Source organism: Methylobacterium sp. ME121 (genome assembly GCF_000974725.1).
In the GTDB taxonomy this organism is placed as follows: Bacteria; Pseudomonadota; Alphaproteobacteria; order Rhizobiales; family Beijerinckiaceae; genus Methylobacterium; species Methylobacterium radiotolerans.
The window spans coordinates 1-25995 of the sequence record NZ_BBUX01000078.1 but is presented as its reverse complement, the minus strand read 5'-3'; the positions used below and the strand labels follow the sequence as shown (position 1 = coordinate 25995).

The following is a 25995-nucleotide window of genomic DNA, read 5'->3' as shown; positions in this document are numbered from 1 at the left end:
ATCCGCTTCATGGCTTCTCCTCCTGGGGTGGTCGGAGCGCCATCGACGCCCACGCCGGGCCGCAACGGGGCCTCGGGGCGAACCGTTCCGTCCCGCGGCACTGTGGACGCGCGGCCGGTGACACGCGCCCGCGCTGTCCTCGGCTAAGTCGGATCACGGTCTTGCGATCAGGCGCGTCACCTGTAACGTCGCGCCGCACGAAGAAGAGACCGGTTTCGGCCGGCATCAAGATTGATCCACGGAGACGCCATGTCCGCCTCTCGAGACGATACGATCGGTATCGCACCGAGTGCCCTCGATGATCCTGCGGACCGGAAGCGCCGGATCTGGGCGATCGTCGGATCGTCCTCGGGCAATCTCGTCGAGTGGTACGACTTCTACTGCTACGCGTTCTTCGCGCTCTACTTCGCGCCGGCCTTCTTCCCGAAGGGCGATTCCACCAGCCAGCTCCTGCAGACCGCCGGCATCTTCGCGGTGGGCTTCTTCATGCGCCCGATCGGCGGATGGCTGTTCGGGCGCATCGCCGACCGGGTCGGCCGCCGGACCTCGATGGTCATCTCGGTGCTGATGATGTGCTTCGGCTCGCTGCTGATCGGCATCCTGCCGACCTACGAGCATGTCGGCACGCTGGCGCCCGTGCTGCTGCTCCTCGCCCGCATGCTCCAGGGCCTGTCGGTCGGCGGCGAGTACGGCACTTCGGCCACCTACATGAGCGAGGTGGCGATCAAGGGCCGGCGCGGCTTCTTCGCCTCGTTCCAGTACGTCACGCTGATCGGCGGCCAGCTCCTCGCCTCGCTGGTCCTGGTGCTGCTGCAGACGGTGATGACCGGTCAGGAACTCACCGCGTGGGGCTGGCGCATCCCGTTCTTCATCGGCGCCGCGCTGGCGGTCGTCGCGCTCTATCTGCGGCGCTCGCTGGCCGAGACGAAGGACAGCAGCGACAAGGAGACCGCCGGCACCTTCTCGGCGCTGGCCAAGCACTGGCGGGCGTTCCTGGTCGTGGTCGCCTACACGGCCGGCGGCTCCCTGAGCTTCTACACCTTCACGACGTACATGCAGAAGTACCTCGTCAACACCGCCGGCATGCCGAAGACCTCGGCGTCGCAGACGATGACGGCGGTGCTGTTCGTCTACATGATCATCCAGCCGCTCTTCGGCGCGCTCTCCGACAGGATCGGCCGGAAGGCCAACATGCTGCTCTACAGCGGCCTCGGCACGCTCATGGTGGTGCCGCTGATGACGGCTCTCGGGACCAACAAGGACCCCTACCTCGCCTTCGCGCTGATCTCCCTCGGCCTCGCGGTGGTGTCGTTCTACACGGGCATCAGCGGCATCGTGAAAGCGGAGCTGTTCCCCACCAACGTCCGCGCCCTCGGCGTCGGCCTGTCCTACGCGGTCGCCAACGCCACCTTCGGCGGCACCGCCGAGTTCGTCGCCCTGTGGTTCAAGGACAACGGCATGGAGAGCACGTTCTTCTGGTACGTGACTGTCCTGATGGCGGTCGCCTTCGTGGCCTCGCTGATCATGCCGAACCCCAAGGTCCACGGCTATCTCGACGGCGCCGGCACCGTCGAGGAGGCGCTGGGCAAGAAGCCCCGTCTCGCCCACGCCTGAACGAGGGCCGCCCGGCTGGACCGGGCCGGCCTTTCACGCTGATATGGCTCCCGCCGGGCGCGCCAGACGCTCGCGGGAGGACGCCATGTTCAGGAAGGCCGCCGTCGGGGCGCTGGCCCTGCTCTGTCTCGCGACCGCAGCGCGCTCCGGGGCCGCCGAGCCGGGAACCGCCGACGCGCCGTTCAGGCCGACGCGGCCCGCGGGCTACCTCTTCGTCGGCGGCCGCTACGCCACGGCGGGCGGCAAGACGACGGCGTCCGGGCAGATGTTCGTGGAGTACCGCGCCCCGGAGCGGGTGACGCAGCCCTACCCGATCGTCCTGGTGCACGGCACCGCGCAGACCGGGACCAACTTCCTCGGCACCCCGGACGGGCGCCCGGGCTGGGCCGACCGCTTCGCCGCGAAGGGCTTCGCGGTCTACGTCGTCGACCAGGTCGGCCGCGGCCGCTCGGGCGGCGACCCGGACACCTACGGTCCCTACGCCCGCCTGCCCGCCGAGGATCTGGAGACGGTGTTCACCGGCCAGGAGCGCTTCGCCCTGTACCCGCAGGCGAAGCTTCACACGCAGTGGCCGGGCGGCGCGGGAGTCCGCGGCAACGCCGCCTTCGACCAGTTCTACCTCTCCCAGGTGCCCTACATCGCCAGCGCGCTGAAGAGCGAGGAACTGGTCGATCCGGCGCTGATCGTGCTGCTCGAGACGATCGGCCCCGCGATCCTGCTGACGCACTCGCAGGCGGGCGTCTTCGGCTGGGCGGTCTCCGATCAGCGGCCCGACCTCGTGAAGGCGCACGTGGCCGTGGAGCCCAACGGACCGACCTTCTACGACATCCGCTTCAAGGGCGGCGCGGAGTGGTACGAGCGCGTCGGCGAGTCCCGGGCGCGGCCCTACGGCATCACCCGGGTGCCGCTGCACTTCGAGCCGCCGGTGAGCGGTCCGGCCGACCTGACGGTCGTCCAGGCGGAGAGCGCCGCCGCGCCCGACAAGATCCGCTGCTGGCTCCAGGCCGAGCCCGCGCGCCGGTTGCCGAACCTCGCCCGGGTCCCTGCGGTGATCGTCACCGCCGAGGCCTCGTTCCGGGCCACCATGGACGATTGCACGGCCGCCTTCCTGACCCAGGCCGGGGCGCGACCGGACCGGCTGGCGCTCGCCGAGCACGGCATCCGCGGCAACGGCCACATGATGATGCTGGAATCGAACAGCGACGCGGTGGCGGACGCGATCGTCGGCTGGATCCAGGGCCGGGTCCGGGCTCCGGCCCAGCCTTAACCCGCCGCTTACCGTGTCGCGGCGAGGGTGCCGCCGTCATCCGACGAGGGACTGCATGACCGACATGACCGACACCGTGGGCGTCGCGGGCGACCGCATCCGCTCGATCATCGAGCGCGTGGAACGGCTGGAGGAGGAGATCAAGGACCTGATGGAGGCCAAGAAGGAGGTCTTCGCCGAGGCCAAGGGCGAGGGTCTCGACGTGAAGGTGCTCAAGGAGATCCTGAAGATCCGCAAGCAGGACAAGGACGAGCGCGACGAGCAGGAGACGCTCCTCGACGTCTACCTGCGCGCCATGGACGCGCCGTCGCCGGCCCCGATCGCCGTCGCGGCCTGACACGCTCGACCGGGTGCGGCGCCGGGCGCCGCACCCCTCTCCGCGTATCGCAGCTAGGCCGCGAGGTAGGCGGCGATGTTGCGCCGGATCCGCTCCAGGGGATCCTCCGCCGGGTCCGGCAGGACGAAGCGCGCGCCGGTGATCGTCTCGTAGGCGCGGATGTAGACCGCGGCGGTCTCCAGGACGACCTCGGCCGGAATCTCCGGGATCGGGTCCTTGTAGGGGTCGCAGCGGGCGACGACCCAGTTGCGCACGAAGTCCTTGTCGAAGCTCTCCGGGGCCGAACCCGCGGCGAAGCGCTCGGGATAGCTCTGGGCGAACCAGTACCGGCTGCTGTCCGGCGTGTGGATCTCGTCGGCGAGGACGATCCGGCCTGCCGGATCCGTTCCGAACTCGTACTTCGTGTCGGCCAGGATCAGGCCGCGCTCCGCCGCCAGGGCCGTCCCGCGCGCGAACAGCGCCAGGGCCGCCTCGGACACGGTCCGCCACTGCGCGCGCGTCAGCAATCCGCGCTCGAGGATCTCCGCCTCGGTGAGCGGCTCGTCGTGGCCGCCGTCGAACGCCTTGGTGGTCGGCGTGATGATCGCCTCCGGCAGCCGCTGGTTCGGCCGCATCTCGTCGGGGAAGCGGTGGCCGTACATGTCCCGCTCGCCGGCGCGGTAGCGCGTCAGGATCGACGTCGATGTGGTGCCCGCGAGGTAGCCGCGCACCACCACCTCCACGGGTAGGATCTCGAGGCGCCGGCCGACCACCACGTTCGGGTCGGGATAGGCGATGACGTGGTTCGGGCAGAGGTCGGCGGTCTGCTCGAACCAGTAGCGGGCGGTCTGGGTCAGGACCTGGCCCTTGAACGGGATCGCCGCGAGCGCCCGGTCGAAGGCGCTGATCCGGTCCGAGGTGATGAGGATGCGCCGGCCGTCAGGGAGGTCGTAATTGTCCCGAACCTTGCCGCGGTAGTGCCGGGGCAACTCGGGCAGGGTCGCGTCGCGCAGGACCTGATGCGCGTGCGGGGCGAGATCTGCCGTGTTCATCGGGCTTTCCGTCAGGCTGAACGGCGACCGCGCCGTCGGACCTCTGTGCGCGGACGGGCCGGGAAATTCCAGTCCTGGCCCCCGCGAGGGCGCGCGGCGCCCGCCCTCGCCCTGGTCGGGCCCGCCCGGAACCCTACACTTACGCGGGGACCAACGACGGTGGATGACCGGCCGCAAGGCGCCGAACGCGTCTCCCGGACGGCCGAGGCGCGATGTACGAGACACCCCAACCGTCGGGCAGAGACCCGTTCCTGCGCCGGATCGAGACGGTGGCCCTGTTCCGGCTGACCGACGCGGAGCGCGCCGCGCTCGCCACGATCCCCATGCAGGTCGCCCAGTTCGAGCCCAATCAGGACATCATCCGGGAGGGCGACCGCCCGTCCCGGAGCTTCGCGCTGCTCAGCGGGATCGCCTGCACCTACAAGTCGACCCGTGCGGGCAAGCGGCAGGTGATGAGCTACCATGTCCCCGGGGACGTGCCGGATTTCCAGAGCCTGTTCCTGGAGGTGCTCGACATCAACATCGCCACGGTGAGCGCCTGCCGCCTCGGCTTCGTCCAGCACGACGCGGTCCGGGCCATGCTGCGGGCGCACCCGCGGCTCAACGAGGTGTTCTGGCGCGCGACGCTGATCGACGCCGCCATGGTCCGGGAGTGGATGCTCAACACCGGGCGCCGCGAAGCCTATGCCCGGATGGCCCACCTGTTCTGCGAGCTGGTGACGCGGCTCGGCGCGGTCGGGCTGGCGCCCGACCTGACCTGCGACCTGCCGATGACGCAGCCGGAACTCGCGGATGCCCTCGGCATCACGTCGGTCCACGTCAACCGCACGGTACGCGATCTGCGAGCCGCCGGCCTCATCGCGCTGCGGGGTCGCCGCCTCACCGTCAACGACTGGGCCGGGCTGCAGGAGGCGGCGGAGTTCGACCCGACCTACCTGCACCTGCGCGATGCGGAGACGCGCTGACGGGCACGCGCGCGCTGAGACCGCTCATCGTCGAGAAGGAGGCGTGTTCTCGGTCGCGGGCTCTATCGATCCGAGGATCGGGCGCTCAGCGAGCTGATGGTGCCCAGGGACGGAGTCGAACCGCCGACACTGCGATTTTCAGTCGCATGCTCTACCAACTGAGCTACCTGGGCGTCGTCCGCGCCGGTGTCGGCCTCGGACGTCGCGGGGTATAGTGAGTGCTTGGCGGCCTGTCCAGCCTCGCGTGACGCCGACGTGACCGGAAGGCCGAAAAATTCAGTCCTCCGGATCCGGCGAGGGCGGCGGCGCGTCCGGATCGCGCTCCTCGGGTATCGCGTAGCGCTCGTTGAGCCAGCGCCCGAGATCGACGTCGGCGCAGCGCTGGGAGCAGAACGGCCGGAAATCCGGCACGGACGGCTGTCGGCAGATCGGACAGGGCGGCGGCCGGCGTTCGCGGCTCATGCCAGGGCGCCCCACCCGGCCCGGACGGGATAGCCCTCGCCGTCGAGCAGACTGAGGGTCTCGTAGAGCGGCAGGCCGACCACGCCGCTGTACGAGCCGACCAGCTTCACCACGAAGGCTCCGGCCAGCCCCTGGATCGCGTAGCCGCCGGCTTTGCCGCGCCACTCGCCCGAGGCCACGTAGCCCTGGATGTCGCGGCCCGAGAGGCGCTTGAACCGAACGCGGCTCTCGACGATCCGCTCGCGGCGCCCGCGGGGCGAGAGGACGCAGACGGCCGTGTAGACCCGGTGCTGCCGCCCCGAGAGCAGGCGCAGGCAATCCGCGGCCTCGTCGGGAACCTCGGCCTTCGGCAGGACGCGCCGCCCGACCGCCACCACCGTGTCGGCCGACAGGAGCCAGGTGGGTGTCGCGGTGTCCTCCAGGTGAAGCGCCGCCTCGGCGGTGGCGAGCTTCGTCCGCGCGAGGCGGCGCGCCAGCTCGCGCGGCGGCTCGGCCTTGCGCGGCGTCTCGTCGATCTCGGCCGGCAGGAGCGCCGCCGGCTCGATCCCGATCTGCTGGAGGAGCGCGAGACGGCGCGGCGAAGCGGAGGCGAGCACGAGTCGCGCTGTCGGCTCCGGCGTCGCGCCGATCGCTTCAGGTTTGGCGTCCATGATGTCCCGTTCGCACAATCGACCGGAGCCGCGCGACCGGAGCCGTGCGCGCCCTGCGCGGCGGCACTTCGTCGGCCGGGACAGGCTCGATGCGCCAGCCTGATAAGGGAAGGGGTCCGGCTTGTGAACTCGAGCGGGCCGGGCCGTTGGCGCGGGCGCGCGCCGCCTCGAGCGCGCGATCCCTGACCGCCCGGCACGCGCGCCGGTAGCACCGGTCAGGTTCGGCGGCGCATCGGGGCGTCCAACCCGGCAGCGGATCCAGATTAGAGATCCGCCCGGCGGTGCTCGCAAGAACAGCCTAAGGTCACGACCGCGGCCGTAACCCGGCGTTAACCACGATCGACCGAGGATGGCGGCATCCGAATGGGATCGTCATCGATGCTGAACGCTGATCCGCTCGTGCAGCGCCCGAAGCTCGTCAACGCCGCCCTGCTCGCCCGCGCCCTCGACGGGCTCCGGCCGCAGGTCGCCTCGCCGATCGAGATGTGGCAACGGCTCACAGACCAGTACGTGGTCGATCTCGACGCGGTCGCGGCGCTCCTGCCGGCGGACGAGCCGGAGACGCACTGGCTTCCCGCCCGCGACTGAGCCCGGCCCGATCGCCACGTCCCCGGCCTCCGAGGCCCCGCGCCGCGCTGGCACGTGACGTGCTTCGAAGTCTCCAGCAACCGGAGGAAGCCCCCAGGCAACGACAACGCGGTGGCTCGCACGCCGGAGCACCCCGCGGACCTTTCGATCACTCGAAGCTGAGGTCCGTCATGTCGGAATTGCTCTCCGTTGCCCTCGTCTGTGCCGGCACGCTGCTGGCCCAGGACTGCTCCCGGGACACCGCCCTCGACGTCATCATCGCGCCGGCGCACACGCCGATGGAATGCCTGATGCACGCCCAGACGATGGCCGCCCAGGCCGGGTTGCCGGGGGGCAGCGACCGCTACCTCAAGGTCGCCTGCGAGCATCGCCGGAGCGAGGCCGAGCCGCGTCCCGCGATCCGCCGCGCCTCGTGAGGCCAGGGCTGCGCCAGGCGATTCGGCGCGCACCAGCGTGACCGGCGCGGCGTCTGGTGCATCAAAGTCACGTCGCGACGATTCTTGTTCGCATCCGCCCAACGGACAGTTGCCGCCCCCGGGAACGGGACCCATCCTGCACGGCCACGCTGATGCAACCCCCACTCCGGCATCCGCCAACGTCGCCGCCCCGATAGCCCGCGTGCCGGGCAGGGCTCAAGCGAGTGCCTGCCCGATGCTGTACGACGCGTTCGACCTGCAGACCGACATCGCCGCCCAGACCCGGGCGTGGGGCCGGCTGCTGAACGACATCTGGTCGCCCTGGGTCGGGTGGGGCGAGCCGGCGACCTGGATGTCCGCCGGCGCCCGCATGATGATGCGCGCCGGCCTGACCTTCGCGCGGCCGCCCTACGGCATCGACTCGGTGACCGTCGGGAACCGGAGCGTCCCGGTCTCCGAGGAAGCGGTCGAGGTCACGCCCTTCGCCACGCTGCTCCACTTCAAGAAGGACATCCACACCGAGCAGCCCAAGGTGCTGATGGTGGCGCCGATGTCGGGCCACTTCGCCACGCTGCTCCGCGCCACCGTGCGCACGATGCTGCCGGACCACGACGTCTACATCACCGACTGGCACAACGCCCGCGACGTGCCGCTCGCCGAGGGGACGTTCGGCTTCGACGACTACGTGAGCCACCTCATCCGCTTCCTGCGGACGATGGGCGAAGGCGCCCACATGGTGGCGGTGTGCCAGCCCGCCGTGCAGGCCCTCGTGGCCGCCGCCGCGATGGCGCAGGCGAAGGATCCGGCCGCACCGCGCAGCATGACCCTGATGGCCGGTCCGGTGGATTGCCGGATCAACCCGACGGGCGTGAACGAGCTCGCGACCTCCAAGCCGATCGAGTGGTTCGAGAAGAACCTGATCGCGACGGTGCCGTCGCGCCACAAGGGCGCCGGCCGCAAGGTCTATCCGGGATTCGTCCAGGTCTCGGCCTTTATGGCGATGAACGCCAAGCGCCACATCCAGGGCCACGCCGACCTGTTCTGGCACATGGCCAACGGCGAGCACGACAAGGCCGAGGCGATCGAGACCTTCTACGACGAGTACTTCGCCGTGCTCGACCTCGCGGCCGATTTCTACCTGGAGACGGTCAAGACCGTGTTCCAGGACCACGCCCTGGCCCGAAACGCGGTGTCGTACCGGGGCGAGCCGATCGACCTGCGCGCGATCCGCCGCACGGCGCTGATGACGGTCGAGGGCGAGCGGGACGACATCTGCGCGGTCGGGCAGACCATGGCGGCCCACGACCTGTGCTCGGACCTCGCCCCGTACATGCGCACCCACCACCTCCAGGCCGGCGTCGGCCATTACGGCGTCTTCGCCGGTCGGCGCTGGGAGACGCAGATCTACCCGCAGGTGCGCAACTTCATCCAGGCGCACAACTGACCGGGCCGGTCGGGCGCGTCGCGCCGATTTGACCCGCCGACCTGCGCGGCCCACCATGCTAGGCACGTGTGACGGGGCCCGCCGAGCGCGGCTCCGTGGGCCACTCCTTCGGCGTGAGGCGGAACGGTCGGCGTGATCGGCAGGAACGGCACCGAGAGCAAGACCAGCGCGGGCGGAGCGGACGCGGCGTCCACGCGGCTCGACCGGCTCGTGGCGCAGGCGCGGGCGGCCGCCCTGTGGGAGCAGGCGTGGCCGGTGCTCTGGCGCGGGATCGGCGTCGGTCTGCTCTTCCTGGTCGTCTCCTGGGCGGGCGTGTGGCTCGACCTCACGCCGCTCTGGCGCCAGATCGGCCTCGGCGCCCTCGGCGCCCTCCTCGTGGCCGCGCTCCTGCCGCTGATCCACGTCGGACGGCCGGACCGGCGCCTGGCCCTGGCGCGGCTCGACCGCGAGGCCGCGTCCCGCGACCCGAAGCTGCGCCACGGGCCGGCCTCGGCGGCCGAGGACAGCCTCGCCGTCGGTGCCGCCGATCCGGGGAGCCGGCTGCTGTGGGATCTCCACCAGCGCCGGGCCGCGCAGGCGATCTCGGCCCTGCGGGTCGGCCTGCCGCGGCCGGGCATGACCCGGCACGATCCCTTCGCGCTGCGCGCCGGCCTCGTGGTCGCGGCGGTCGCGAGCCTGTTCGTGGCCGGTCCCGAGTGGCGCCAGAGGATCGGTGCCGCCTTCGACTGGCAGGAGCCGGCGGCGCCGGGTCCCAACTTTCGCGTGGACGGCTGGATCGACCCGCCGCTCTACACGCGGCTCCCGCCGCTGCTGATCGCGATGGACGGGAGCGACCAGCACCTGCGCGCGCCCGTCAATGCCCAGCTGATCGTGCGGATCGCCGGCCAGGGCAAGGCCGCGTCCGAGACGACCCTCACGCCCAATGCCGGCCTGGTCCCGGTCCCGGGCCAGGAGGCGCGCCCCGATCTGCGCGAGGAGCGCTACCGCATCGTCGGGGGCGCCGCGCTGACGATCGTGACCCCGGCGGGCAAGCAGCGCCTGACCGTCGACGCGATCCCCGACCGGCCGCCGGAGGTGACCGCCGTCGGCGGTCCCGAGGTGAACGGGCGCGGCACCTTCAACCTCACCTACCGGGCGAAGGACGATTACGGGATCAGCTCGGCCGAGGCGGTGATCGAGCCGCTGAAATCCGCCCGCGCCCTGGTCCCGGTCCCGCAGATCAACCTCGCGCTGCCCGGCGACGCGAGCGGCGACACCGATACCAAGACCCTCGTGGACCTCACGGACAGTCCGTGGTCCGGCGCGAAGGTCCGCTACCGCATCGTCGTCAAGGACGAGGCCGGCCAGGAGGGGCGCACGCCGGACACCGAGATCGTCCTGCCGGCGCGGCCGTTCCGCGAGCCGCTGGCGCGGGCGCTCGCCGAGCAGCGGCGCCGCCTCGTCACCGCGCCCGACACGGATCGCCGCTGGGTCCAGGGGGCGCTGGACGCCCTGCTGGTCGCGCCCGACACCTTCACGCCGCAGCCCGCGATCTTCCTCGGCCTGCGCACGGCGACCGAGCGGCTGCGCCGCGCGCGCACGGATTCCGACCTCGTCGCGGTGGCCGACCTCCTGTGGGAGATGGCCCTCAAGATCGAGGACGGCGACCTCTCGGACGCCGAGAAGCAGCTCCGTCAGGCCCAGGACCGGCTGAAGGAGGCGATCGAGCGCAACGCGCCCGACGACGAGATCAAGCGGCTGACGCAGGACCTGAAGCAGGCGCTCGACAAGTTCCTGTCCGAGATGGCGCAGAAGCAGGGCCGCGAGCCCCGCGAGCAGAGCGAGCGCGGCCAGAACAACGGACAGACCAAGACCGTCACGCCGGAGGATCTCGACAAGATGATCCAGGACATGGCGGAGGCGATGAAGCGCGGCGACACCGCCGAGGCGCAGCGCCTGATGGAGCAGCTGCGCAACATCCTGGAGAATCTCCAGACCGCCGAGCGCGGTGGCCGCTCCGATCAGGCGTCCCGCGAGATGCAGAAGCAGATGCGCGACCTCGACGCGATGTCGCGGGAGCAGCAGGGCCTGCGCGACGAGACCTTCAAGGACGGCGAGGAGCAGCGCGGCGGCCAGCGCCCGCAGAATCGCGGCCAGCCGCAGCAGGGCCAGCGCGGCCAGCAGGGCCAGGGGCAGCAGGGCCAGCGCCAGCAGGGTCAGAAGGGGCAGCAAGGGCAGGGCCAGCAGGGCCAGGGGCAGCAAGGCCAAGGGCAGCAGGGCGAGGGCCAGCAGGGCGGCGTCGGCGAGCGCCAGCAGGCGCTCCGGCAGCGGCTCGAGGACCTCCAGAAGCGCATGAAGGAGAACGGCATGCGCGGCGAGCAGGGTCTCTCCGACGCCGAGGAGGCCATGCGCGAGGCCGAGAACGCCCTGAAGGACGGCGATTCGGACGGGGCGGTCGACGCGCAGGGGCGCGCCCTCGACGGCCTCAAACGCGGCGCCGACGGCATGGCCCAGCAGATGCAGGAGATGGCTGAGGGCCAGGGCGAGGGTCAGCAGGAGGGCGGCCAGCAGCCGGGCCAGCAGGGTCAGGCCGGGGCGCGCGACGACGATCCCCTCGGGCGGCCGACCCGCGGCCGCGACATGAGCGACGGGCGGGTCCGCGTCCCCACGGCCGACGAATCGGCGGTCCAGCGCGCCCGGCGCATCATGGAGGAGCTGCGGCGCAAGCTGGGCGACCCGAGCCGTCCCCGCGAGGAGCTGGACTATTTCGAGCGCCTGCTCCGCCGCAACTGAGCGCCCGCCACAACACGACGCGCGGAGCCGGATCGCGGCTCCCGCCCCACCCGGATCTTCGACCGCATGTCGTCCAACACCCTCGTCCTGATCGCCTGCCTGGCCGTCGCGGCCGTCCTCGTCCTGGGCCTCGCCAACATGATGCGCGGCGGCAGCGTCAACCTCTCGCAGAAGCTGATGCGCCTGCGCGTGCTCCTGCAGTTCGTGGCGATCGTGATCATCATGGGCGTGGTCTGGTGGCGGTCCGCCTGAGGGCGGCCGGGGGGGTGTGACCGCGCCGCCGCACCCAACACCTTTCGATTGGGTAAAGGATGAATTGCCCGCCGCGCTCGGCGGGCCTCTGCTACGCTCGGTAGAAGCAAATCGCTGCGCCTGAACGGCCGAGCCCGCATGACTGCCCCTTCCCGCCTCTGTGTGTTCGGCTATCTGACCGCGGCGGCGATCCTGCCGGCCGCGGCCGCGGACCTCGCGTCGCCGCCCCCGCCCGCTGCCTACGCGGCGCCCGTCCAGCCGCTCAGCATCGTGTCGGAGATCCGCATCGGCGGCGCGGTGCAGGATCCCGGCAGCGCCGAGGGCAAGCTCCCCGGTTTCAGCAAGGCGAACGTCAACGGCGAGATCCTGTTCGCCAAGCCGCGTATCAGCGACGACCCGTTCTGGCAGGCCTTCGTGCCGCGCCCGACGGTCGGCGGCAGCTACAACACCGGCGGCCGGACCAGCTACGCCTATCTCGGCGCGACCTGGACCCTCGAGATCTTCCCCGAGACCTTCAACCGCCGCGTGTTCCTCGACGGGTTCTTCGGCGGCGTGGCGCATAACGGCTGGACCGGCCCGAAGGCCGAGACGCCCTACGGCTTCAACACCCTCGGCTGCTCGCCGATGTTCCGCGAGGCGGCCGCCCTGGGCTTCCGCCTGACGGAGCACTGGAGCATCATGGCGACGGTCGAGCACATGTCGAATGCCGGGCTCTGCGCCAACAACCGCGGCCTGACCAATTACGGCGGCAAGATCGGCTACACGTTCTGAGGCATTCACCCCCTTGGTCAAGCTCAACCGCATCTACACGAGGACCGGCGACAAGGGGACGACCGCGCTGGCGGACGGGCAGCGGCGCTCGAAGGCGGACCTGCGGGTCGAGACCTACGGCACCGTCGACGAGACCAACGCCTGCATCGGCATGGCGCGGCTGCACACCCAGGGCCCCCTCGACGGGATGCTCGGGGCGATCCAGAACGACTTGTTCGACCTCGGCGCCGACCTCGCGACGCCGCCGACCCCGGAGCCCCTCCCCTACGAGCCGCTGCGCATCGTGGCGAGCCAGGTCGACCGGCTGGAGCGCGACATCGACGCCCTCAACGCCGCGATCCCGCCGCTGAAATCCTTCGTGCTGCCCGGCGGCTCGCCCGCGGCGGCGGCCCTGCACCTCGCCCGGACCGTCTGCCGGCGCGCCGAGCGGCTGGCGGTCAGCCTCGCGGCGCGGGAGGGCGAGACGGTCTCGCCGGAGGCGCTGCGCTACCTCAACCGCCTGTCGGACTTCCTGTTCGTGGCGAGCCGGGCGGCGAACGCCGACGGCGCCGACGACGTGCTCTGGGTGCCCGGCGCCAATCGCTGAGCCGGCATCACGGGTTTTCGCGGGGCCGCCACGGCGCCGCGTTGACAAGGCGGAAATGTGGCCGTTACGGTCCGGCGCCTTGCGTGCCCCGGCCACGCTGCGCCTCCGAGCGCCCGTGGGAGTGGCCTGCACGACGACAAGAATCCTCCGGGGAAGGATCGTGACCGCCATGAAGGTGCTGGTGCCCGTCAAGCGGGTGGTGGACTACAACGTCAAGATTCGCGTGAAGGCCGACGGCTCCGGCGTCGAGCTCGCCAACGTCAAGATGTCCATGAACCCCTTCGACGAGATCGCCGTCGAGGAGGCGATCCGCCTCAAGGAGAAGGGCAAGGTCACCGAGATCGTGGCCGTGTCGATCGGCCCGCAGCAGGCGCAGGAGACGCTGCGCACCGCGCTCGCCATGGGTGCCGACCGCGCGATCCTGGTCAAGACCGACGTGAACTGCGAGCCGCTCGCCGTCGCGAAGCTCCTGAAGGCCGTCGTCGAGAAGGAGAGCCCGGAGCTCGTCATCCTCGGCAAGCAGGCGATCGACGACGACTCGAACCAGACCGGCCAGATGCTCGGCGCCCTGCTCGGCTGGCCGCAGGGCACTTTCGCGTACAAGATCGAGCCCGGCGAGGGCAGCCTCGACGTCACCCGCGAGGTGGACGGCGGCCTCCAGACCGTGAGCCTCAGGCTGCCGGCGATCGTGACGACGGACCTGCGCCTCAACGAGCCGCGCTACGCGTCGCTGCCCAACATCATGAAGGCCAAGAAGAAGCCCCTGGAGGAGCTGGCACCCGACGCGCTGGGCGTCGACGTGACCCCGCGGCTCACCGTGCTGAAGACCGCCGAGCCGCCGGGCCGCTCGGCCGGCGTGAAGGTCGCTTCCGCGGCCGAGCTCGTCCAGAAGCTCAAGGTCGAAGCCGGCGTCATCTGATCCGCAGGTGGGGCTCCCGGTCGACGGTCGAGCCCCGCACCATCACCCTCGAGGGCACCCCCAGACCATGACGACACTCCTCTTCGTCGAGCACGGCAACGGCCAGATCAAGGACAGCACGCTGAAGGCGCTCGCCGCCGCCAAGGAGATCGGCGGCCCGATCCACGCCCTGGTGCTGGGCACGGGCTCGAAGGCCGTGGCCGAGGCCGCCGGGAAGCTCGACGGCGTCGAGAAGGTCCTGAACGCCGAGGACGGCGTCTACGACCACGACCTCGCCGAGCCCGTCGCGGCCCTGATCGCCGCCATCGCCGAACCCTACGACACGATCATCGCCTCGGCCTCGACCACGGGCAAGAACGTGCTGCCGCGCGTGGCCGCCCTGCTCGACGTCGCGCAGGTCTCCGACATTATCAAGGTCGTCGCGCCCGACACGTTCGAGCGTCCGATCTACGCCGGCAATGCGATCCAGACCGTGCAGGCGCCCGCCGGCAAGAAGGTGATCACGGTGCGCACGGCGGCGTTCAAGGCCGCGGAAGAGGGTGGCGCCGCGGCGCCGGTGGAGGCCGTGTCGGCGGCCGCGCCCGAGGCGGGCGGCTCGAGCTTCAAGGGCGAGGAGATCGCCAAGTCCGACCGGCCGGAGCTGGCCTCGGCGCGGATCATCGTGTCGGGCGGCCGCTCGCTGGGCTCGTCGGACAAGTTCCACGAGCTGATCGAGCCGCTGGCCGACACGCTCGGCGCCGCCGTCGGCGCCTCGCGCGCCGCCGTCGACGCCGGATACGCGCCGAACGACTGGCAGGTGGGGCAGACCGGCAAGGTTGTGGCGCCGGACCTCTACGTCGCGGTGGGCATCTCGGGCGCGATCCAGCACCTCGCCGGCATGAAGGACTCGAAGGTCATCGTCGCCATCAACAAGGACGAGGACGCGCCGATCTTCCAGGTGGCCGATTACGGGCTCGTCGGTGACCTCTTCCAGGTCGTGCCTGAGCTGCAATCCGAGATCGGGAAAGCCAAGGGCCAGTAACGGAACCGGTTCCGGCAATCCGCGAGCATTGTCGCAGAACGCGGCATCACGGGTTCCTTCCGGATCGAGGATTGGTCTAGAAGGCTGCAACGGCGAGACTTCGCGCGGTGCCGTCGCGTTCGTGCCGCCCCGTGGGCGGCGCGGCCGTGTCGCGGCATTCGCATTGGGGGCACAGGTCGGCACATGCATATGGAGATCAAGCGGGTCGGCATCGTCGGCGCGGGCCAGATGGGCAGCGGCATCGCGCAGGTCTGCGCCACCGCCGGCCTCGATGTCCTGCTGAACGATCGCGACCCCGCCCGGCTCGAGAACGGCCTGACGGTGATCGAGGGCAGCCTCGCGCGCCTCGTCTCGAAGGGCACGCTGACGGAAGGCGACAGCGGCGAGGCCCGCGCGCGCATCGTCCCCGCCCGCGATTTCGCCGCCCTGGAACCGTGCGATCTGGTCATCGAGGCGGCGACCGAGAACGAGGCCACCAAGCGCGAGATCTTCAGCACGCTCTGCGGATCGCTGCGGCCGGAGACCCTGGTGGCGACGAACACGTCGTCGATCTCCATCACCCGTCTGGCGGCCGCGACCGACCGGCCAGAGAAGTTCATCGGCATCCACTTCATGAACCCGGTGCCGGTGATGCAGCTCGTCGAGCTGATCCGCGGCATCGCCACCGAGGACACGACCTACGAGTCCGCCAAGGCGTTCATCGCGAAGCTCGGCAAGACGTCGACGATGTCGGAGGATTTCCCGGCCTTCATCGTCAACCGGATCCTGCTGCCGATGATCAACGAGGCGATCTACACGCTCTACGAGGGCGTCGGATCGGTCGAGTCGATCGACACCGCGATGAAGCTCGGCGCCAACCACCCGATGGGCCCGCTGCAGCTGGCCGATTTCATCGGCCTCGACACCTGCCTGTCGGTCATGCAGGTGCTGTACGAAGGTCTGGCCGATTCGAAGTACCGGCCCTGCCCGCTTCTGGTGAAGTATGTCGAGGCCGGCTGGCTCGGCCGGAAGGCCAAGCGCGGCTTCTACGATTACCGCGGCCCGACGCCGATCCCGACGCGCTGAGCGCGCCGGACGCGGGACGGCCCGTGGCCGTCCCGCGAGCGCTCACTTCGCCGCGCCGCCGTTCGCGCCCGGCTGGGCCGGCTGCGGGTAGGACGGGTTGCCGCCCGGGACGCCGGTGCTGTTCGACGGCGACGCGCCGCTCGACTGGCCGTTGACCGATCCGGTCACCTCCTTGCGCGACGCGTCCTGGCTCTGGCTGGCGTAGTCCTTCGGCGAATTGGCGCCGTTCCACGTGAGCAGACCCACGGTGGCGATCGCCAGCAGGACGAGGCTCGCCACCAGGACCCAGAGCACGGGCTTGCCGCGCTCGCCCTGGCGGCTCTCGTTGGGGTTCATTCTCTCGGCCATGTGCAAAACCTTCCTCGGCGGGACGCCACACGCCGGAACGGGCGCTGTGCGACACGATCTCGTTACCGGCCGCCAACGCGGGGCCGCCGAGGCGGGTTCCTGACGGGGCCGGCGCTAGCGCCCGGTCGTCAGCAGGATCTTGCCGAGATGGGCGCTCGATTCCATCAGCTCGTGCGCCTCCCGCGCCCGCTCCAGCGGGAACGTGGCGTGGGTGACGGACCGGATGCGTCCGGCCTCCAGCTCCGGCCAGATGTCCCGGCGCAGGCCGTCGGCGATCGCGGCCTTGTCGGCCTTCGCGCGCGGCCGCAGCGTCGAGCCGGTGAAGGTCAGCCGGTTGCGCATGATCGGCGTGATGTTCAGCCCGTCCACCTTGTAGCCGCCCATCAGGGCGATCATCACCAGCCGGCCGTCCGGTGCCAGCGACTTGAGGTTCCGGGCGAGATAGCTCGCGCCGATCATGTCGAGGATGACGTCGACGCCGCGCCCTTCGGTGAGGCGCTTCACCTCCTCGGCGAAATCCGCCTGCTTGTAGTCGATCGCGGCGTCAGCGCCGAGATCCTCGCAGAACCGGCACTTCTCGGCCGAGCCGGCGGTGGCGAAGACCCGGGCGCCGACGTGCTTGGCGATCTGGATGGCCGTGGCGCCGATGCCGCTCGACCCGCCATGCACGAGGAAACTCTCGCCGCGCGCGAGGCGACCGCGCTGCACGACGTTGGAGTAGACCGTGAAGAACGTCTCCGGCAGGCCGCCGGCGTCGACCAGCGCGACGGCCTTCGGCCGCGGCAGGCAGTGGGCCGCCTCGGCCACAGCGTACTCGGCGTAGCCGCCGCTGATCACCAGGGCGCAGACCTCGTCCCCTTCCGTCAGATTCTCGACCCCACTGCCGAGCGCGACCACGCGGCCGGCGACCTCGAGGCCGGGAATCTCGGTGGCGCCGGGCGGCGGCGGGTACACCCCCGACCGCTGCGCCACGTCGGGCCGGTTCACGCCGGCGGCCACCACCTCGATCAGGACCTGACCGGGCCCGGGGCTCGGCACCGGCGCGGTCTCCAGGCTGATCACCTCCGGTCCACCGGACCCCGCGTAGCGGATCTGGCGCATGCTCCCGGGCAGGTCGGTGGTGGCCATCAGCGATTGTCCTCCGCGCGCACGTCGTGTCGGCCGCGCTCACGGTGTCGCGGTCCGGCTCTACTTGCGGCAACGGGCGCGCTTGGCAAGCCGCGCGCGCGTCACCGGTCCGGTGTGCCGCTAGCGGGCCGCCGCCTTCACGGCGGCCGGCAGTACGATCGCGCCCTGCGCGAGGCTCTTCGGCCAGACCGCGACCTGCTTGCCGTCCTGCCACTGCGCCATCAGGCCGGTGACGAAGCCCGCCCCGTACTTGATCGAGTGGGTGAACGGGTCGTCCTTGCCGTAGAACTGCGTGCGGCCGACGGTGCCGACCCAGTCGGTCTTCTCCAGGGCGTCGACGAGCTTGTCGGCCTCCGTGGTGCCGGCCCGCTTCACCGCGTCGGCCGTGTAGTAGACCTGATCGTACGCCATGTACCCGGCGTAGGACGGGTCGCTGCCGAAGCGCTTCTTGAAGGCGGCACTGAAGGCGAGCGACTTGTCGGTGATCGCTGCACCCGGCACCGCGATGCTCTGGAAGATCACGCCCTGCGTGGCGCCGTTGGTGTTGGCCCAGAAGGTCGAGGAGGTCGCCTGCGAGTTCATGCCGGTCATGGCGAGCGGCACCCGCTGATTCTGCCACTGCACGGTCGGCTGCACGCCGACATGCGAGATGCCGGTGACGATCAGGTCGGGCTTGGCCGCCTCGATCTTGTTGTAGATCGGCGTGAAGTCGCCCGTGTCCGGCGAGAAGCGGATGTGATCGACCACTTTCACGCCGATCTCCGGCAGGCACTTCTCGTAGCCGACGTCGAGCGGCCGGGTCCAGGCGGCGTCCTCGCTCATGATCGCGGCGGTCTTCACCTTCATCAGGTCGATCAGCATGTCCTTGGTCGAGTCGCAGATCGACTGGGCCAGGGCCGCCGAGGTCAGGTAGCCGTGGAAGGTGTACTTGTTGCGGGCGTAGTCCTTGTGGACCGCGAGACTGATCTCGTTCGAGGCCGCGCCCGGCGTGATCATCGGCGTCTTGAGCCGGGCCGCCCAGGGCATCAGCGCCAGCACGACCTCCGAGATGTAGCTGGCGATGACGAGGTTGACCTTGTCCTCGGAGACCGCCCGCTGGAAGGCGCGGACCGCGTCGGAGGCGGAGGACTTGTCGTCGTAGGTGACGACCTGGATCTGGCGGCCGTCGACGCCGCCCTGGGCGTTGATCTCGTCGGCGGCGAGCTGGACCGCCTGCGGGATCGAGGCCCCGACCACCGACTGGGCCTCGGCGATCACCCCAATCTTGATCGGATCGGCGGCCCGCGCCTGCGTCGATCCCAACAATCCGGCCACTGCGAGCAGGGCCAGGGCCCGACTCGAAACGCTGCGTTCCATCGGCATGGGCTTCCTCCTGCGGCCCCTGCGGCTTTTGCCGCCGCATCGGGTCCAGGACCGGATTGTGCATCACGCGGCAGCTTGAATACAGTGTGCAGATACGGAAAGCCGTGACAGACGACGGCTCACCTGTTCGAACGTTCGAAGATCACGCTGAGATTGTTCGCCGGCATCGCTACGCGCCGGACCAGGTCCAGCCCGTGCCGGGCCGCTTCCGCCGCGACGGCGTCGAGGTCCCGCACGCCCCAGGCCGGATCCCGGCCGCGCAGGGAGGCGTCGAAGGCGGCGTTGCTCTCCGCGAAGGGCCGGTCGGCCTCGCGGAACGGGCCGTACAGGAACAGGATGCCGCGCTCGCTCAGGACACGGCCGGCTCCGGCCATCAGCCCCGCGGTGGCGGCCCAGGGCGCGATGTGGATCATGTTGATGCAGACGATCCCGTCGACCCGCGCGACGGGCCAGGCCGCGGCCGCGGCGTCGAGGGCGAGCGGCGGCCGGATGTTGCCGAGCCCCGCGCGCAGCGCGTGCGCGGCGATGCTGCGCCGGGCGGCGGGCTCGGGATCGCTCGGCAGCCAGTCCACGCCCGGCAGGGCCGCAGCGACGTGGACCGCGTGCTCGCCGGAACCGCTGGCGATCTCCAGAACGGTGCCGCTTGCGGGCAGGACCTCGCGCAGGACGGCCAGGATCGCGTCGCGGTTGCGCGCGACCGCCGGCGCCGTCAGGGCGTCGTTCACATCAGCCTCCCAGCCGAGCATGGTTGCCCTCCGTCGGTCTGCGCAGTCCGTCGGCGGGATGCCGGCCGGGCGCGTCACGCACCCGTATTGCGCGGGCTGACCCGTTGCCATACCGCATCCCAGCGGTGTTCCGCCCGTACAACGCGCCGTTCGAGCCGTCGTCCGCGTCCGCATCTGCGGATCGGGCCGGTCGGCCCGGCACGGGGGCGAGCGCTGCCGCGCTTCCGGACCAGCCCGCATCCGAGACGTCCAGGATTTCGCCCATCGTGCCCGCTCCGCAAGCCGCCCCGACACTGCCCAAGGTCGCGACCGGCATCACCGGTTTCGACGACCTGACCTATGGCGGCCTGCCGGCCGGGCGGCCGACGCTCATCTGCGGTGCGGCGGGCTGCGGCAAGACGCTGTTCGCCACGACCTTCCTGGTCAACGGCGCGACCCTCTACGGCGAGCCCGGCGTGTTCATGAGCTTCGAGGAGCGGGCCGAGGATCTGGCGGCGAACGTCGCGTCGCTCGGCTACGACCTCGACGGCCTCGTCGCCGCCGGTCATCTCGCCATCGACCACGTGCGCGTCGAGCGGAGCGAGATCGAGGAGACCGGCGCGTACGATCTCGAAGGCCTGTTCATCCGCCTCGGCTTCGCGGTGGACTCGATCGGGGCCAAGCGCGTCGTCCTCGACACGATCGAGACCCTGTTCGCGAGCTTCACCGATCCGGCGCTGCTCCGCGCCGAGCTGCGCCGCCTGTTCGGCTGGATCAAGGATCGCGGCCTGACCGCGATCATCACGGGCGAGCGCGGCGACGGGCCGCTGACCCGCCAGGGCCTGGAGGAGTACGTCTCCGACTGCGTCGTCCTGCTCGACAACCGCGTCGAGGACCAGGTCACCACGCGGCGGCTGCGCGTCGTGAAGTATCGCGGCTCGGCCCACGGCACCAACGAGTACCCGTTCCTGATCGATCACGCGGGGATCAGCGTCCTTCCGGTGACCTCGGCGGATCTCGACTACGCGGTGCCCGACGGCATCCTCTCCACGGGGATCGCGGGGCTCGACGCCATGCTGGGGCCGCGGGGCTTCCATCGCGGCTCCGGAATCCTGATCTCCGGCGAGGCGGGAACGGGCAAGAGCATGCTCGCCGCCTCGATCCTCGACGCGGCCTGCCGGCGCGGCGAGCACTGCCTGGCCTTCGTGTTCGAGGAGAGCGGCGCTCAGATCATCCGCAACGCGCGCTCGATCGGGCTCGACCTCGCCGCGCACGTGGCGAGCGGCCGGCTCCGCTTCGAGGCCGCGCGGCCGAGCCTGTTCGGGCTGGAGACGCATCTCGCGCGGATGCACCGCGACCTCGACCAGTTCCGGCCGGACGTGGTGGTGCTCGATCCGATCTCCGCCCTGCGCGGGCCGTCGGGCGAGCTGCAGGCGACGCTCCTGCGCATGATCGACCTGATCAAGGTCCGCGGCATCACGGCGATCTTCACCACCCTGCGCGGCGACGACGCCCCGATCGAGGACAACGACCTCGGCGTGTCCTCGCTGATGGACGCCTGGATCAAGCTCCAGAACATGGAGGCGAACGGCGAGCGGACGCGGACGCTCTACGTCATCAAGGCGCGGGGCATGAGCCACTCCAATCAGATCCGCGAATTTCTGATGTCGTCGGGCGGGATCCAGCTGGTCGATGCCTATATTGGTCCTTCAGGTGTCCTCACCGGCACGGCGCGCCTGGTCCAGGAGGCGCAGGAGCGCGCCGCCGCGCAGCAGCACCGGGACGCGGCTGAGCGCAGGCTCCGGGACATGGCGCGCCGGCGCTCCGCCCTGGAGCGCCAGATCGAGGAGCTCAAGGCCGGTCTCGAGGCGGCCGTGGACGAGGAGGAGAGCCTGCGTGCCGAGGAGTCGGCGCGCGGCGTCACGCGCGAGGCGGAGCAGCAGGCGTTGATCGCACGACGGAGTGCCGCGGAATGAGCGATGCGACATCGGACGACCAGGCACCCGAGACGGATCCGGACCGGGAGTCCGGCCACTACCACCTGCGCCTCTACGTTGCCGGGCAGACGGCCAAGTCGCTCGCCGCGCTGACCAACCTGAAGCGGTTCTGCGAGGAGCATCTCTCCGGCCACTACGACATCGAGGTCATCGACCTCATGAAGAACCCGCAGCTCGCCGCCGGCGATCAGATCCTGGCGATCCCGACCCTCGTGCGTCGGCTGCCGTCGCCGCTGAAGCGGATCATCGGCGACCTGTCGAATACCGAGAAGGTGCTGGTCGGCCTCGACATCCGTCCCAAGGCCGACCGGCCTTGAACGCGGCCATGACCCCGTTGGCGGACGCCGAGCGTGTCCGGTTGCGGCTGTTCGTGGCCGGAACCGCGCCGCGCTCGCTGCGAGCGGTCGAGGTCCTGCGCCGCGTCTGCGAGGCCCACATCCCGGGCCGCTACGAGCTCGAGATTGTCGATATCTATCAGCAGCCCGAGCTTGCCGAGCGCGACGGGATCCTCGCCGCCCCCACTCTCCTGAAACTGGCGCCGGGGCCGGAACGGCGCCTCTCGGGCGATCTCCTCGACGAGGGCCGCGTGCTCCGCGGCCTCGAGATCGCGTCCGTCGCGGAGCCGTTCTGATGGGTGTGGATGCCCTGCTGCCCGGCGACGAGCCCGGGCTCGACGCCTACCGCGCCCATATCCGCGAACTGGAGGCGCGGCTCGAGGAGAGCGAGGAGACCCTCGCGGCCATCCGTCGGGGCGATTTCGACGCCGTCGTGGTGGAGGGGCCGAACCACGAGCGCCTCGTCTACACGCTCGAGAACGCGGACCGGCCTTACCGGGCGCTGATCGAGCAGATGCAGGAGGGCGCCTTCACGCTGGCGCTGGACGGGACGCTGCTCTACTGCAACCGGCGGCTGGCCGAGATGCTCGGCGAGCCGCAGGAGCGCCTGACCGGCCGCCCGCTCCAGGATTTCGTGCAGGCGGATGTCGACATCGACCGCCTGTTCCGCCGGGCGATGGACAATCCCGTCCGCGAGGAGATCGCGCTGCACGCGGCGGGCTCGGAGAGCGCCACCTTCCTGTCGCTGAGCCGCTTCGCCTGCCAGGGCGGCCAGCCGCTCCTGTGCGGGGTCCTGACGGATCTGACCGAGCAGAGACGCAACATGCTGGCCCTCGCGGAGGCCCATGCCCGCCTCCAGTCCGAGAGCGCCGAGCGCGAGCGGGTGGAGGAGGCGCTGCGTCAGTCGCAGAAGCTCGAGGCGGTGGGCCAGCTGACCGGCGGCGTCGCGCACGACTTCAACAACCTCCTGACGGTGATCAAATCCTCCACCGACCTGCTCAAGCGGCCGGCGCTGCCGGAGGAGCGCCGCCGCCGCTACGTCGAGGCGATCTCCGACACGGTCGACCGCGCCGCCAAGCTGACCGGCCAGCTCCTGGCCTTCGCGCGCCGCCAAGCGCTGAAGCCCGAGGTGTTCGAGGTGGGCGCGTCACTGCGGGCCGTGGCGGAGATGCTCGATTCGGTGACCGGCGCGCGCATCAGCGTGGTGGCCGAGATTCCCGCCGCGCCCTGCTACATCCGTGCCGATCTCAGCCAGTTCGAGACCGCGCTGATCAACATGGCGGTGAACGCGCGCGACGCGATGGGCGGCGAGGGCACCCTGACCCTGACGCTCTCGGGCGACCGGCCCATGCCGGCGATCCGCGGGCACGCGGGATCGCGCAGCACCTTCGCGGCCGTGTCGCTGTCCGACACCGGCATCGGGATCCCGCCCGACGTGCTGCCGCGCATCTTCGAGCCGTTCTTCACCACCAAGGAAATCGGCAAGGGAACCGGGCTCGGGCTGTCCCAGGTCTTCGGCTTCGCCAAGCAGTCCGGGGGCGACGTCGACGTGTCCAGCAGCCCCGGCCGCGGCACGACCTTCACCCTCTACCTGCCGCAGGCGGAGGATGCGCCGGACCTGTCCGCCGCCCCGCGCAGCGAGGAGACCGGGCTCGACGGTGCCAGCCTCTGCGTGCTCGTGGTCGAGGACAACATCGAGGTCGGCCGCTTCGCCACGCAGATCCTGGAGGATCTCGGTCACAAGACCGTCTGGGCGACCAATGCCGAGGAGGCTCTCGTCGAGATCGAGAGGATCCCCTTCCGTTTCGACGCCGTGTTCTCCGACGTGGTGATGCCCGGCATGGGCGGCATCGCGATGGCCCGCGAGCTGAAGCGGCGCCTGCCCGATCTGCCGGTGGTCCTCACCTCCGGGTACAGCCACGTTCTGGCCCAGGAGGGCGTCCACGGCTTCGACCTGATCCAGAAGCCCTACTCGGTGGATCAGCTGTCGCAGACCCTCCGCAACGTCGTCGGCAAGGGCCGTGCCGGAGCCAGGCGCGGCCGGCGCTGAGGCGGGCTGCTAGCGGGTGCCGTACATCCGGTCCCCGGCATCGCCGAGGCCCGGGACGATGTAGCCGTGGTCGTTCAGGTGGCTGTCGATCGCCGCGGTCCAGACCGGCACGTCGGGATGGGCGGCCTGGAACTTGGCGAGGCCCTCCGGCGCCGCCAGCAGGCAGACGAAGCGGAGGTCCGAGGCGCCCCTGGCCTTGAGGCGGTCCAGGGCCGCGATGGCCGAGTTGGCGGTCGCGAGCATCGGATCCAGCACCAGCACCGTCCGATCAGCCAGATCGGAGGGCGCCTTGAAGTAGTACTCCACGGCCTCCAGCGACTCGGGATCCCGGTAGAGCCCGATATGCGCCACGCGGGCCGACGGGACCAGCGACAGCATGCCGTCGAGGAAGCCGACCCCGGCGCGGAGGATCGGCGCCAGGACCAGCTTCTTGCCCTGGATCTGCTGCCCCTGCATCGGCTGGAGCGGCGTCTCGATCGTCACCGGTTCCAGCGGCAGATCCCGGGTCACCTCGTAGGCGAGGAGCATCCCGATCTCGTTGAGGATCTGCCGGAAACCCTTGGTCGAGCGCTTCTTGTCCCGCAGATAGGTGAGCTTGTGCTGCACCAGCGGGTGATCGACCACGGTGACCCGACCCGTCGACATGCCCAACACCTCTCCTCGCGGTTGAGGACCAATGCCGGAGCGGGAGCCGGGGCGCAACTCGTCCTCTCGGACAGCGCGGGGAGACGGGGCCGACGCGGCCGCGCGATCCGAGGCAGGCGTTCCGGCCGTCCCGGGATCACCCCGGCATCGCCGGACGGCTGCGGCCGAGCGGATCGACGCGCGGAGGCCCGGCACAGCCATCAATCATCGTTTCTAAAGAACGCTTTCATTCCGATGAGAAAAATTTGATTCTGAAACGATAGTGTTAATCGCCGTAGAAAACATCTGCGCCGGTAATGCGTATGCATTATTTGAAAACTGATCGGACATATCGGCGGTCATTATACAACACATATCGACGATAGCTGCCATGAAGGATCGACTTGCGCGTGAAATCAAAGGCTCTAAATGCGATCTTCGGCATCGATCCAATCGATGCGACCGTCTCACCCTCGGATCTGGCCGATAATATACATGCGCGTGTCCCTTCCGCTCAAAGTAATATTGGCACTACTCTTTTCAGGACTTGCCCTGATTTCAGCCGCGCAGGGCAGCCTATCGCTCCATCAGTTGGCCGCGATCGGCGAGGTGGCGAGGGCGCTGGCCAAGGACTGGGTCCCCTCCCTCGAGAAGGTCGGCGCGATCGAAGTTGCGGCGTCCGAGGTGCGCATCAAGCAGTACCGGCTCATCCTCCTGTCGGACACGCCGGAGCATCGGGTGATCAACGAGGCAGCCCTCGCGAAGACGCACGCGCAGCTGCGCGACGCGCGCCGCGCCTATGAGCCGCTGATCAGCACCGCCGACGAACGGCAACACTACGGCGTCTTCGACGCGGCGTGGAGCCGATTCGAGCAGGCGGATCGGGACGTGCGGCGCCTGATGGAGGCAGGTCAGCAGGCGGAAGCGGCCAAGCTGCTGATCAAGCCCGAGGTCGTCGCGCTCTACGACAATGCCCGTGCCGCCCTGGCCCGCTTGGTAGACCACGACGAGAAGGCTGCGGCACAGGATGCCGACAGGGCGATGACGCGGATCGACACCGCGTCCGCCGCAGCCATCACCGGCATCGGTCTCTCGCTGGTGTCGGCACTGGCCGCGGCGATCTTCGGCCTGGTCTACATCTCGCGGCCGATCTCCGCGATGACCGGCGCGATGACGCGGCTGGCGCGGGGCGAGGCGGCAACCGAGATCCCGTTCCAGCATCGCCGCGACGAGATCGGCGCCATGGCGGCGGCCGTGCAGGTGTTCAAGGACAACCTGATCCGCAGC

General features: G+C 70.3%; 27 protein-coding genes and 1 tRNA gene. 19 read left to right on the top strand and 9 right to left on the bottom strand.

The genetic code is table 11. The annotated features are described in order from the left end of the window. The first annotated feature begins 249 nt into the window (after positions 1 to 249). The 3 genes from ME121_RS28350 (at position 250) to ME121_RS28340 (ending at position 3218) form a co-directional block, all read left to right on the top strand. Positions 250 to 1614: an MFS family transporter gene (locus ME121_RS28350; protein WP_059410000.1), complete on the top strand. Its 1365-nt coding sequence runs from the start codon at positions 250 to 252 to the stop codon at positions 1612 to 1614. A gap of 85 nt (positions 1615 to 1699) precedes the next feature. After that, entirely contained in the window at positions 1700 to 2881 is a 1182-nt protein-coding gene (locus tag ME121_RS28345; RefSeq protein WP_059409999.1) for an alpha/beta hydrolase, read from the top strand. Positions 2882 to 2936: 55 nt separating this feature from the next. Beyond that, on the top strand, positions 2937 to 3218 hold the full coding sequence (locus ME121_RS28340) for a DUF2312 domain-containing protein (protein ID WP_012319899.1): 282 nt from the start codon (positions 2937 to 2939) through the stop codon (positions 3216 to 3218). Between the two features lie 53 nt (positions 3219 to 3271). Here ME121_RS28340 and ME121_RS28335 read toward each other — a convergent pair whose 3' ends face one another. After that, complete coding sequence (locus tag ME121_RS28335) at positions 3272 to 4249, bottom strand: phosphoribosylaminoimidazolesuccinocarboxamide synthase (protein WP_059409998.1); 978 nt, start codon at positions 4247 to 4249, stop codon at positions 3272 to 3274. A gap of 212 nt (positions 4250 to 4461) precedes the next feature. Here ME121_RS28335 and ME121_RS28330 point away from each other — a divergent pair, with 212 nt between their 5' ends. Beyond that, entirely contained in the window at positions 4462 to 5214 is a 753-nt protein-coding gene (locus tag ME121_RS28330) for a Crp/Fnr family transcriptional regulator (RefSeq protein WP_012319901.1), read from the top strand. 97 nt (positions 5215 to 5311) lie between these two features. On the opposite strand, the gene ME121_RS28325 is transcribed toward ME121_RS28330, so the two are convergent. From ME121_RS28325 to ME121_RS28315, 3 genes are all read right to left on the bottom strand, one after another. Next, a tRNA-Phe gene (locus ME121_RS28325) sits at positions 5312 to 5387 on the bottom strand. A gap of 103 nt (positions 5388 to 5490) precedes the next feature. Next, positions 5491 to 5676 carry a DNA gyrase inhibitor YacG gene (locus ME121_RS28320; RefSeq protein ID WP_012319902.1) on the bottom strand — a complete coding sequence of 62 codons (186 nt, stop codon included), beginning with the start codon at positions 5674 to 5676 and terminating at the stop codon, positions 5491 to 5493. Next, entirely contained in the window at positions 5673 to 6326 is a 654-nt protein-coding gene (locus ME121_RS28315; protein WP_012319903.1) for a Maf-like protein, read from the bottom strand. The genes ME121_RS28320 and ME121_RS28315 overlap by 4 nt, the downstream gene beginning before the upstream one ends. 378 nt (positions 6327 to 6704) lie before the next feature. Between ME121_RS28315 and ME121_RS28310 the strand changes: the two genes are divergently transcribed. The 10 genes from ME121_RS28310 (at position 6705) to ME121_RS28265 (ending at position 16160) form a co-directional block, all read left to right on the top strand. Further along, positions 6705 to 6914 carry a hypothetical protein gene (locus ME121_RS28310; protein WP_024829618.1) on the top strand — a complete coding sequence of 70 codons (210 nt, stop codon included), beginning with the start codon at positions 6705 to 6707 and terminating at the stop codon, positions 6912 to 6914. 170 nt (positions 6915 to 7084) lie between these two features. Further along, positions 7085 to 7330, top strand: a complete 246-nt coding sequence (locus ME121_RS28305) for a hypothetical protein (RefSeq protein WP_012319905.1) — start codon at positions 7085 to 7087, stop codon at positions 7328 to 7330. A gap of 235 nt (positions 7331 to 7565) precedes the next feature. After that, positions 7566 to 8774, top strand: coding sequence for a polyhydroxyalkanoate depolymerase (locus tag ME121_RS28300; protein WP_012319906.1), 1209 nt, complete (start codon positions 7566 to 7568; stop codon positions 8772 to 8774). Positions 8775 to 8906: 132 nt separating this feature from the next. Then, entirely contained in the window at positions 8907 to 11546 is a 2640-nt protein-coding gene (locus ME121_RS28295; protein ID WP_012319907.1) for a TIGR02302 family protein, read from the top strand. Between the two features lie 66 nt (positions 11547 to 11612). Then, entirely contained in the window at positions 11613 to 11798 is a 186-nt protein-coding gene (locus ME121_RS28290; RefSeq protein WP_012319908.1) for a twin transmembrane helix small protein, read from the top strand. A gap of 138 nt (positions 11799 to 11936) precedes the next feature. Beyond that, positions 11937 to 12569 carry an acyloxyacyl hydrolase gene (locus tag ME121_RS28285; protein WP_024829616.1) on the top strand — a complete coding sequence of 211 codons (633 nt, stop codon included), beginning with the start codon at positions 11937 to 11939 and terminating at the stop codon, positions 12567 to 12569. Positions 12570 to 12582: 13 nt separating this feature from the next. After that, on the top strand, positions 12583 to 13155 hold the full coding sequence (locus ME121_RS28280) for a cob(I)yrinic acid a,c-diamide adenosyltransferase (protein ID WP_012319910.1): 573 nt from the start codon (positions 12583 to 12585) through the stop codon (positions 13153 to 13155). A gap of 169 nt (positions 13156 to 13324) precedes the next feature. Further along, positions 13325 to 14074 (top strand): electron transfer flavoprotein subunit beta/FixA family protein, encoded by a 750-nt coding sequence (locus tag ME121_RS28275; protein WP_012319911.1) that lies wholly within the window; start codon positions 13325 to 13327, stop codon positions 14072 to 14074. 67 nt (positions 14075 to 14141) lie between these two features. Then, positions 14142 to 15095 carry an electron transfer flavoprotein subunit alpha/FixB family protein gene (locus tag ME121_RS28270; protein ID WP_012319912.1) on the top strand — a complete coding sequence of 318 codons (954 nt, stop codon included), beginning with the start codon at positions 14142 to 14144 and terminating at the stop codon, positions 15093 to 15095. Between the two features lie 183 nt (positions 15096 to 15278). Next, a complete protein-coding gene (locus ME121_RS28265) occupies positions 15279 to 16160 on the top strand; it encodes a 3-hydroxybutyryl-CoA dehydrogenase (RefSeq protein ID WP_012319913.1) in 882 nt (293 codons plus the stop codon). 42 nt (positions 16161 to 16202) lie between these two features. Here the strand turns inward: ME121_RS28265 and ME121_RS28260 are convergent, their stop codons facing one another. The 4 genes from ME121_RS28260 to ME121_RS28245 all read right to left on the bottom strand — a co-directional run bounded on the left by ME121_RS28260 (position 16203) and on the right by ME121_RS28245 (position 19744). Then, positions 16203 to 16508 carry a flagellar basal body-associated FliL family protein gene (locus ME121_RS28260; RefSeq protein WP_012319914.1) on the bottom strand — a complete coding sequence of 102 codons (306 nt, stop codon included), beginning with the start codon at positions 16506 to 16508 and terminating at the stop codon, positions 16203 to 16205. A 114-nt stretch (positions 16509 to 16622) separates the two neighbouring features. After that, complete coding sequence (locus tag ME121_RS28255) at positions 16623 to 17636, bottom strand: NAD(P)H-quinone oxidoreductase (RefSeq protein ID WP_053620912.1); 1014 nt, start codon at positions 17634 to 17636, stop codon at positions 16623 to 16625. 120 nt (positions 17637 to 17756) lie between these two features. After that, positions 17757 to 18998 (bottom strand): ABC transporter substrate-binding protein, encoded by a 1242-nt coding sequence (locus tag ME121_RS28250; protein WP_012319916.1) that lies wholly within the window; start codon positions 18996 to 18998, stop codon positions 17757 to 17759. A gap of 119 nt (positions 18999 to 19117) precedes the next feature. Beyond that, a complete protein-coding gene (locus ME121_RS28245; RefSeq protein WP_059409997.1) occupies positions 19118 to 19744 on the bottom strand; it encodes a DUF938 domain-containing protein in 627 nt (208 codons plus the stop codon). Between the two features lie 245 nt (positions 19745 to 19989). Between ME121_RS28245 and kaiC the strand changes: the two genes are divergently transcribed. Genes kaiC through ME121_RS28225 form a run of 4 tightly spaced genes read left to right on the top strand, consistent with a single transcriptional unit; the run spans position 19990 to position 24084 of the window. Continuing rightward, complete coding sequence (gene kaiC, locus ME121_RS28240) at positions 19990 to 21678, top strand: circadian clock protein KaiC (RefSeq protein ID WP_059409996.1); 1689 nt, start codon at positions 19990 to 19992, stop codon at positions 21676 to 21678. Further along, on the top strand, positions 21675 to 22016 hold the full coding sequence (locus tag ME121_RS28235; protein WP_012319919.1) for a circadian clock KaiB family protein: 342 nt from the start codon (positions 21675 to 21677) through the stop codon (positions 22014 to 22016). The genes kaiC and ME121_RS28235 overlap by 4 nt, the downstream gene beginning before the upstream one ends. A gap of 8 nt (positions 22017 to 22024) precedes the next feature. Beyond that, positions 22025 to 22330 (top strand): circadian clock KaiB family protein, encoded by a 306-nt coding sequence (locus tag ME121_RS28230; RefSeq protein ID WP_029359961.1) that lies wholly within the window; start codon positions 22025 to 22027, stop codon positions 22328 to 22330. Then, positions 22330 to 24084: a PAS domain-containing sensor histidine kinase gene (locus ME121_RS28225; RefSeq protein ID WP_012319921.1), complete on the top strand. Its 1755-nt coding sequence runs from the start codon at positions 22330 to 22332 to the stop codon at positions 24082 to 24084. The genes ME121_RS28230 and ME121_RS28225 overlap by 1 nt, the downstream gene beginning before the upstream one ends. 9 nt (positions 24085 to 24093) lie before the next feature. Here the strand turns inward: ME121_RS28225 and upp are convergent, their stop codons facing one another. Next, positions 24094 to 24729 carry a uracil phosphoribosyltransferase gene (gene upp, locus ME121_RS28220; protein WP_029359962.1) on the bottom strand — a complete coding sequence of 212 codons (636 nt, stop codon included), beginning with the start codon at positions 24727 to 24729 and terminating at the stop codon, positions 24094 to 24096. A gap of 474 nt (positions 24730 to 25203) precedes the next feature. Between upp and ME121_RS28215 the strand changes: the two genes are divergently transcribed. Continuing rightward, positions 25204 to 25995, top strand: a 792-nt coding sequence (locus ME121_RS28215; RefSeq protein ID WP_491892896.1) for an MCP four helix bundle domain-containing protein, incomplete at its 3' end; no start/stop codon positions are given.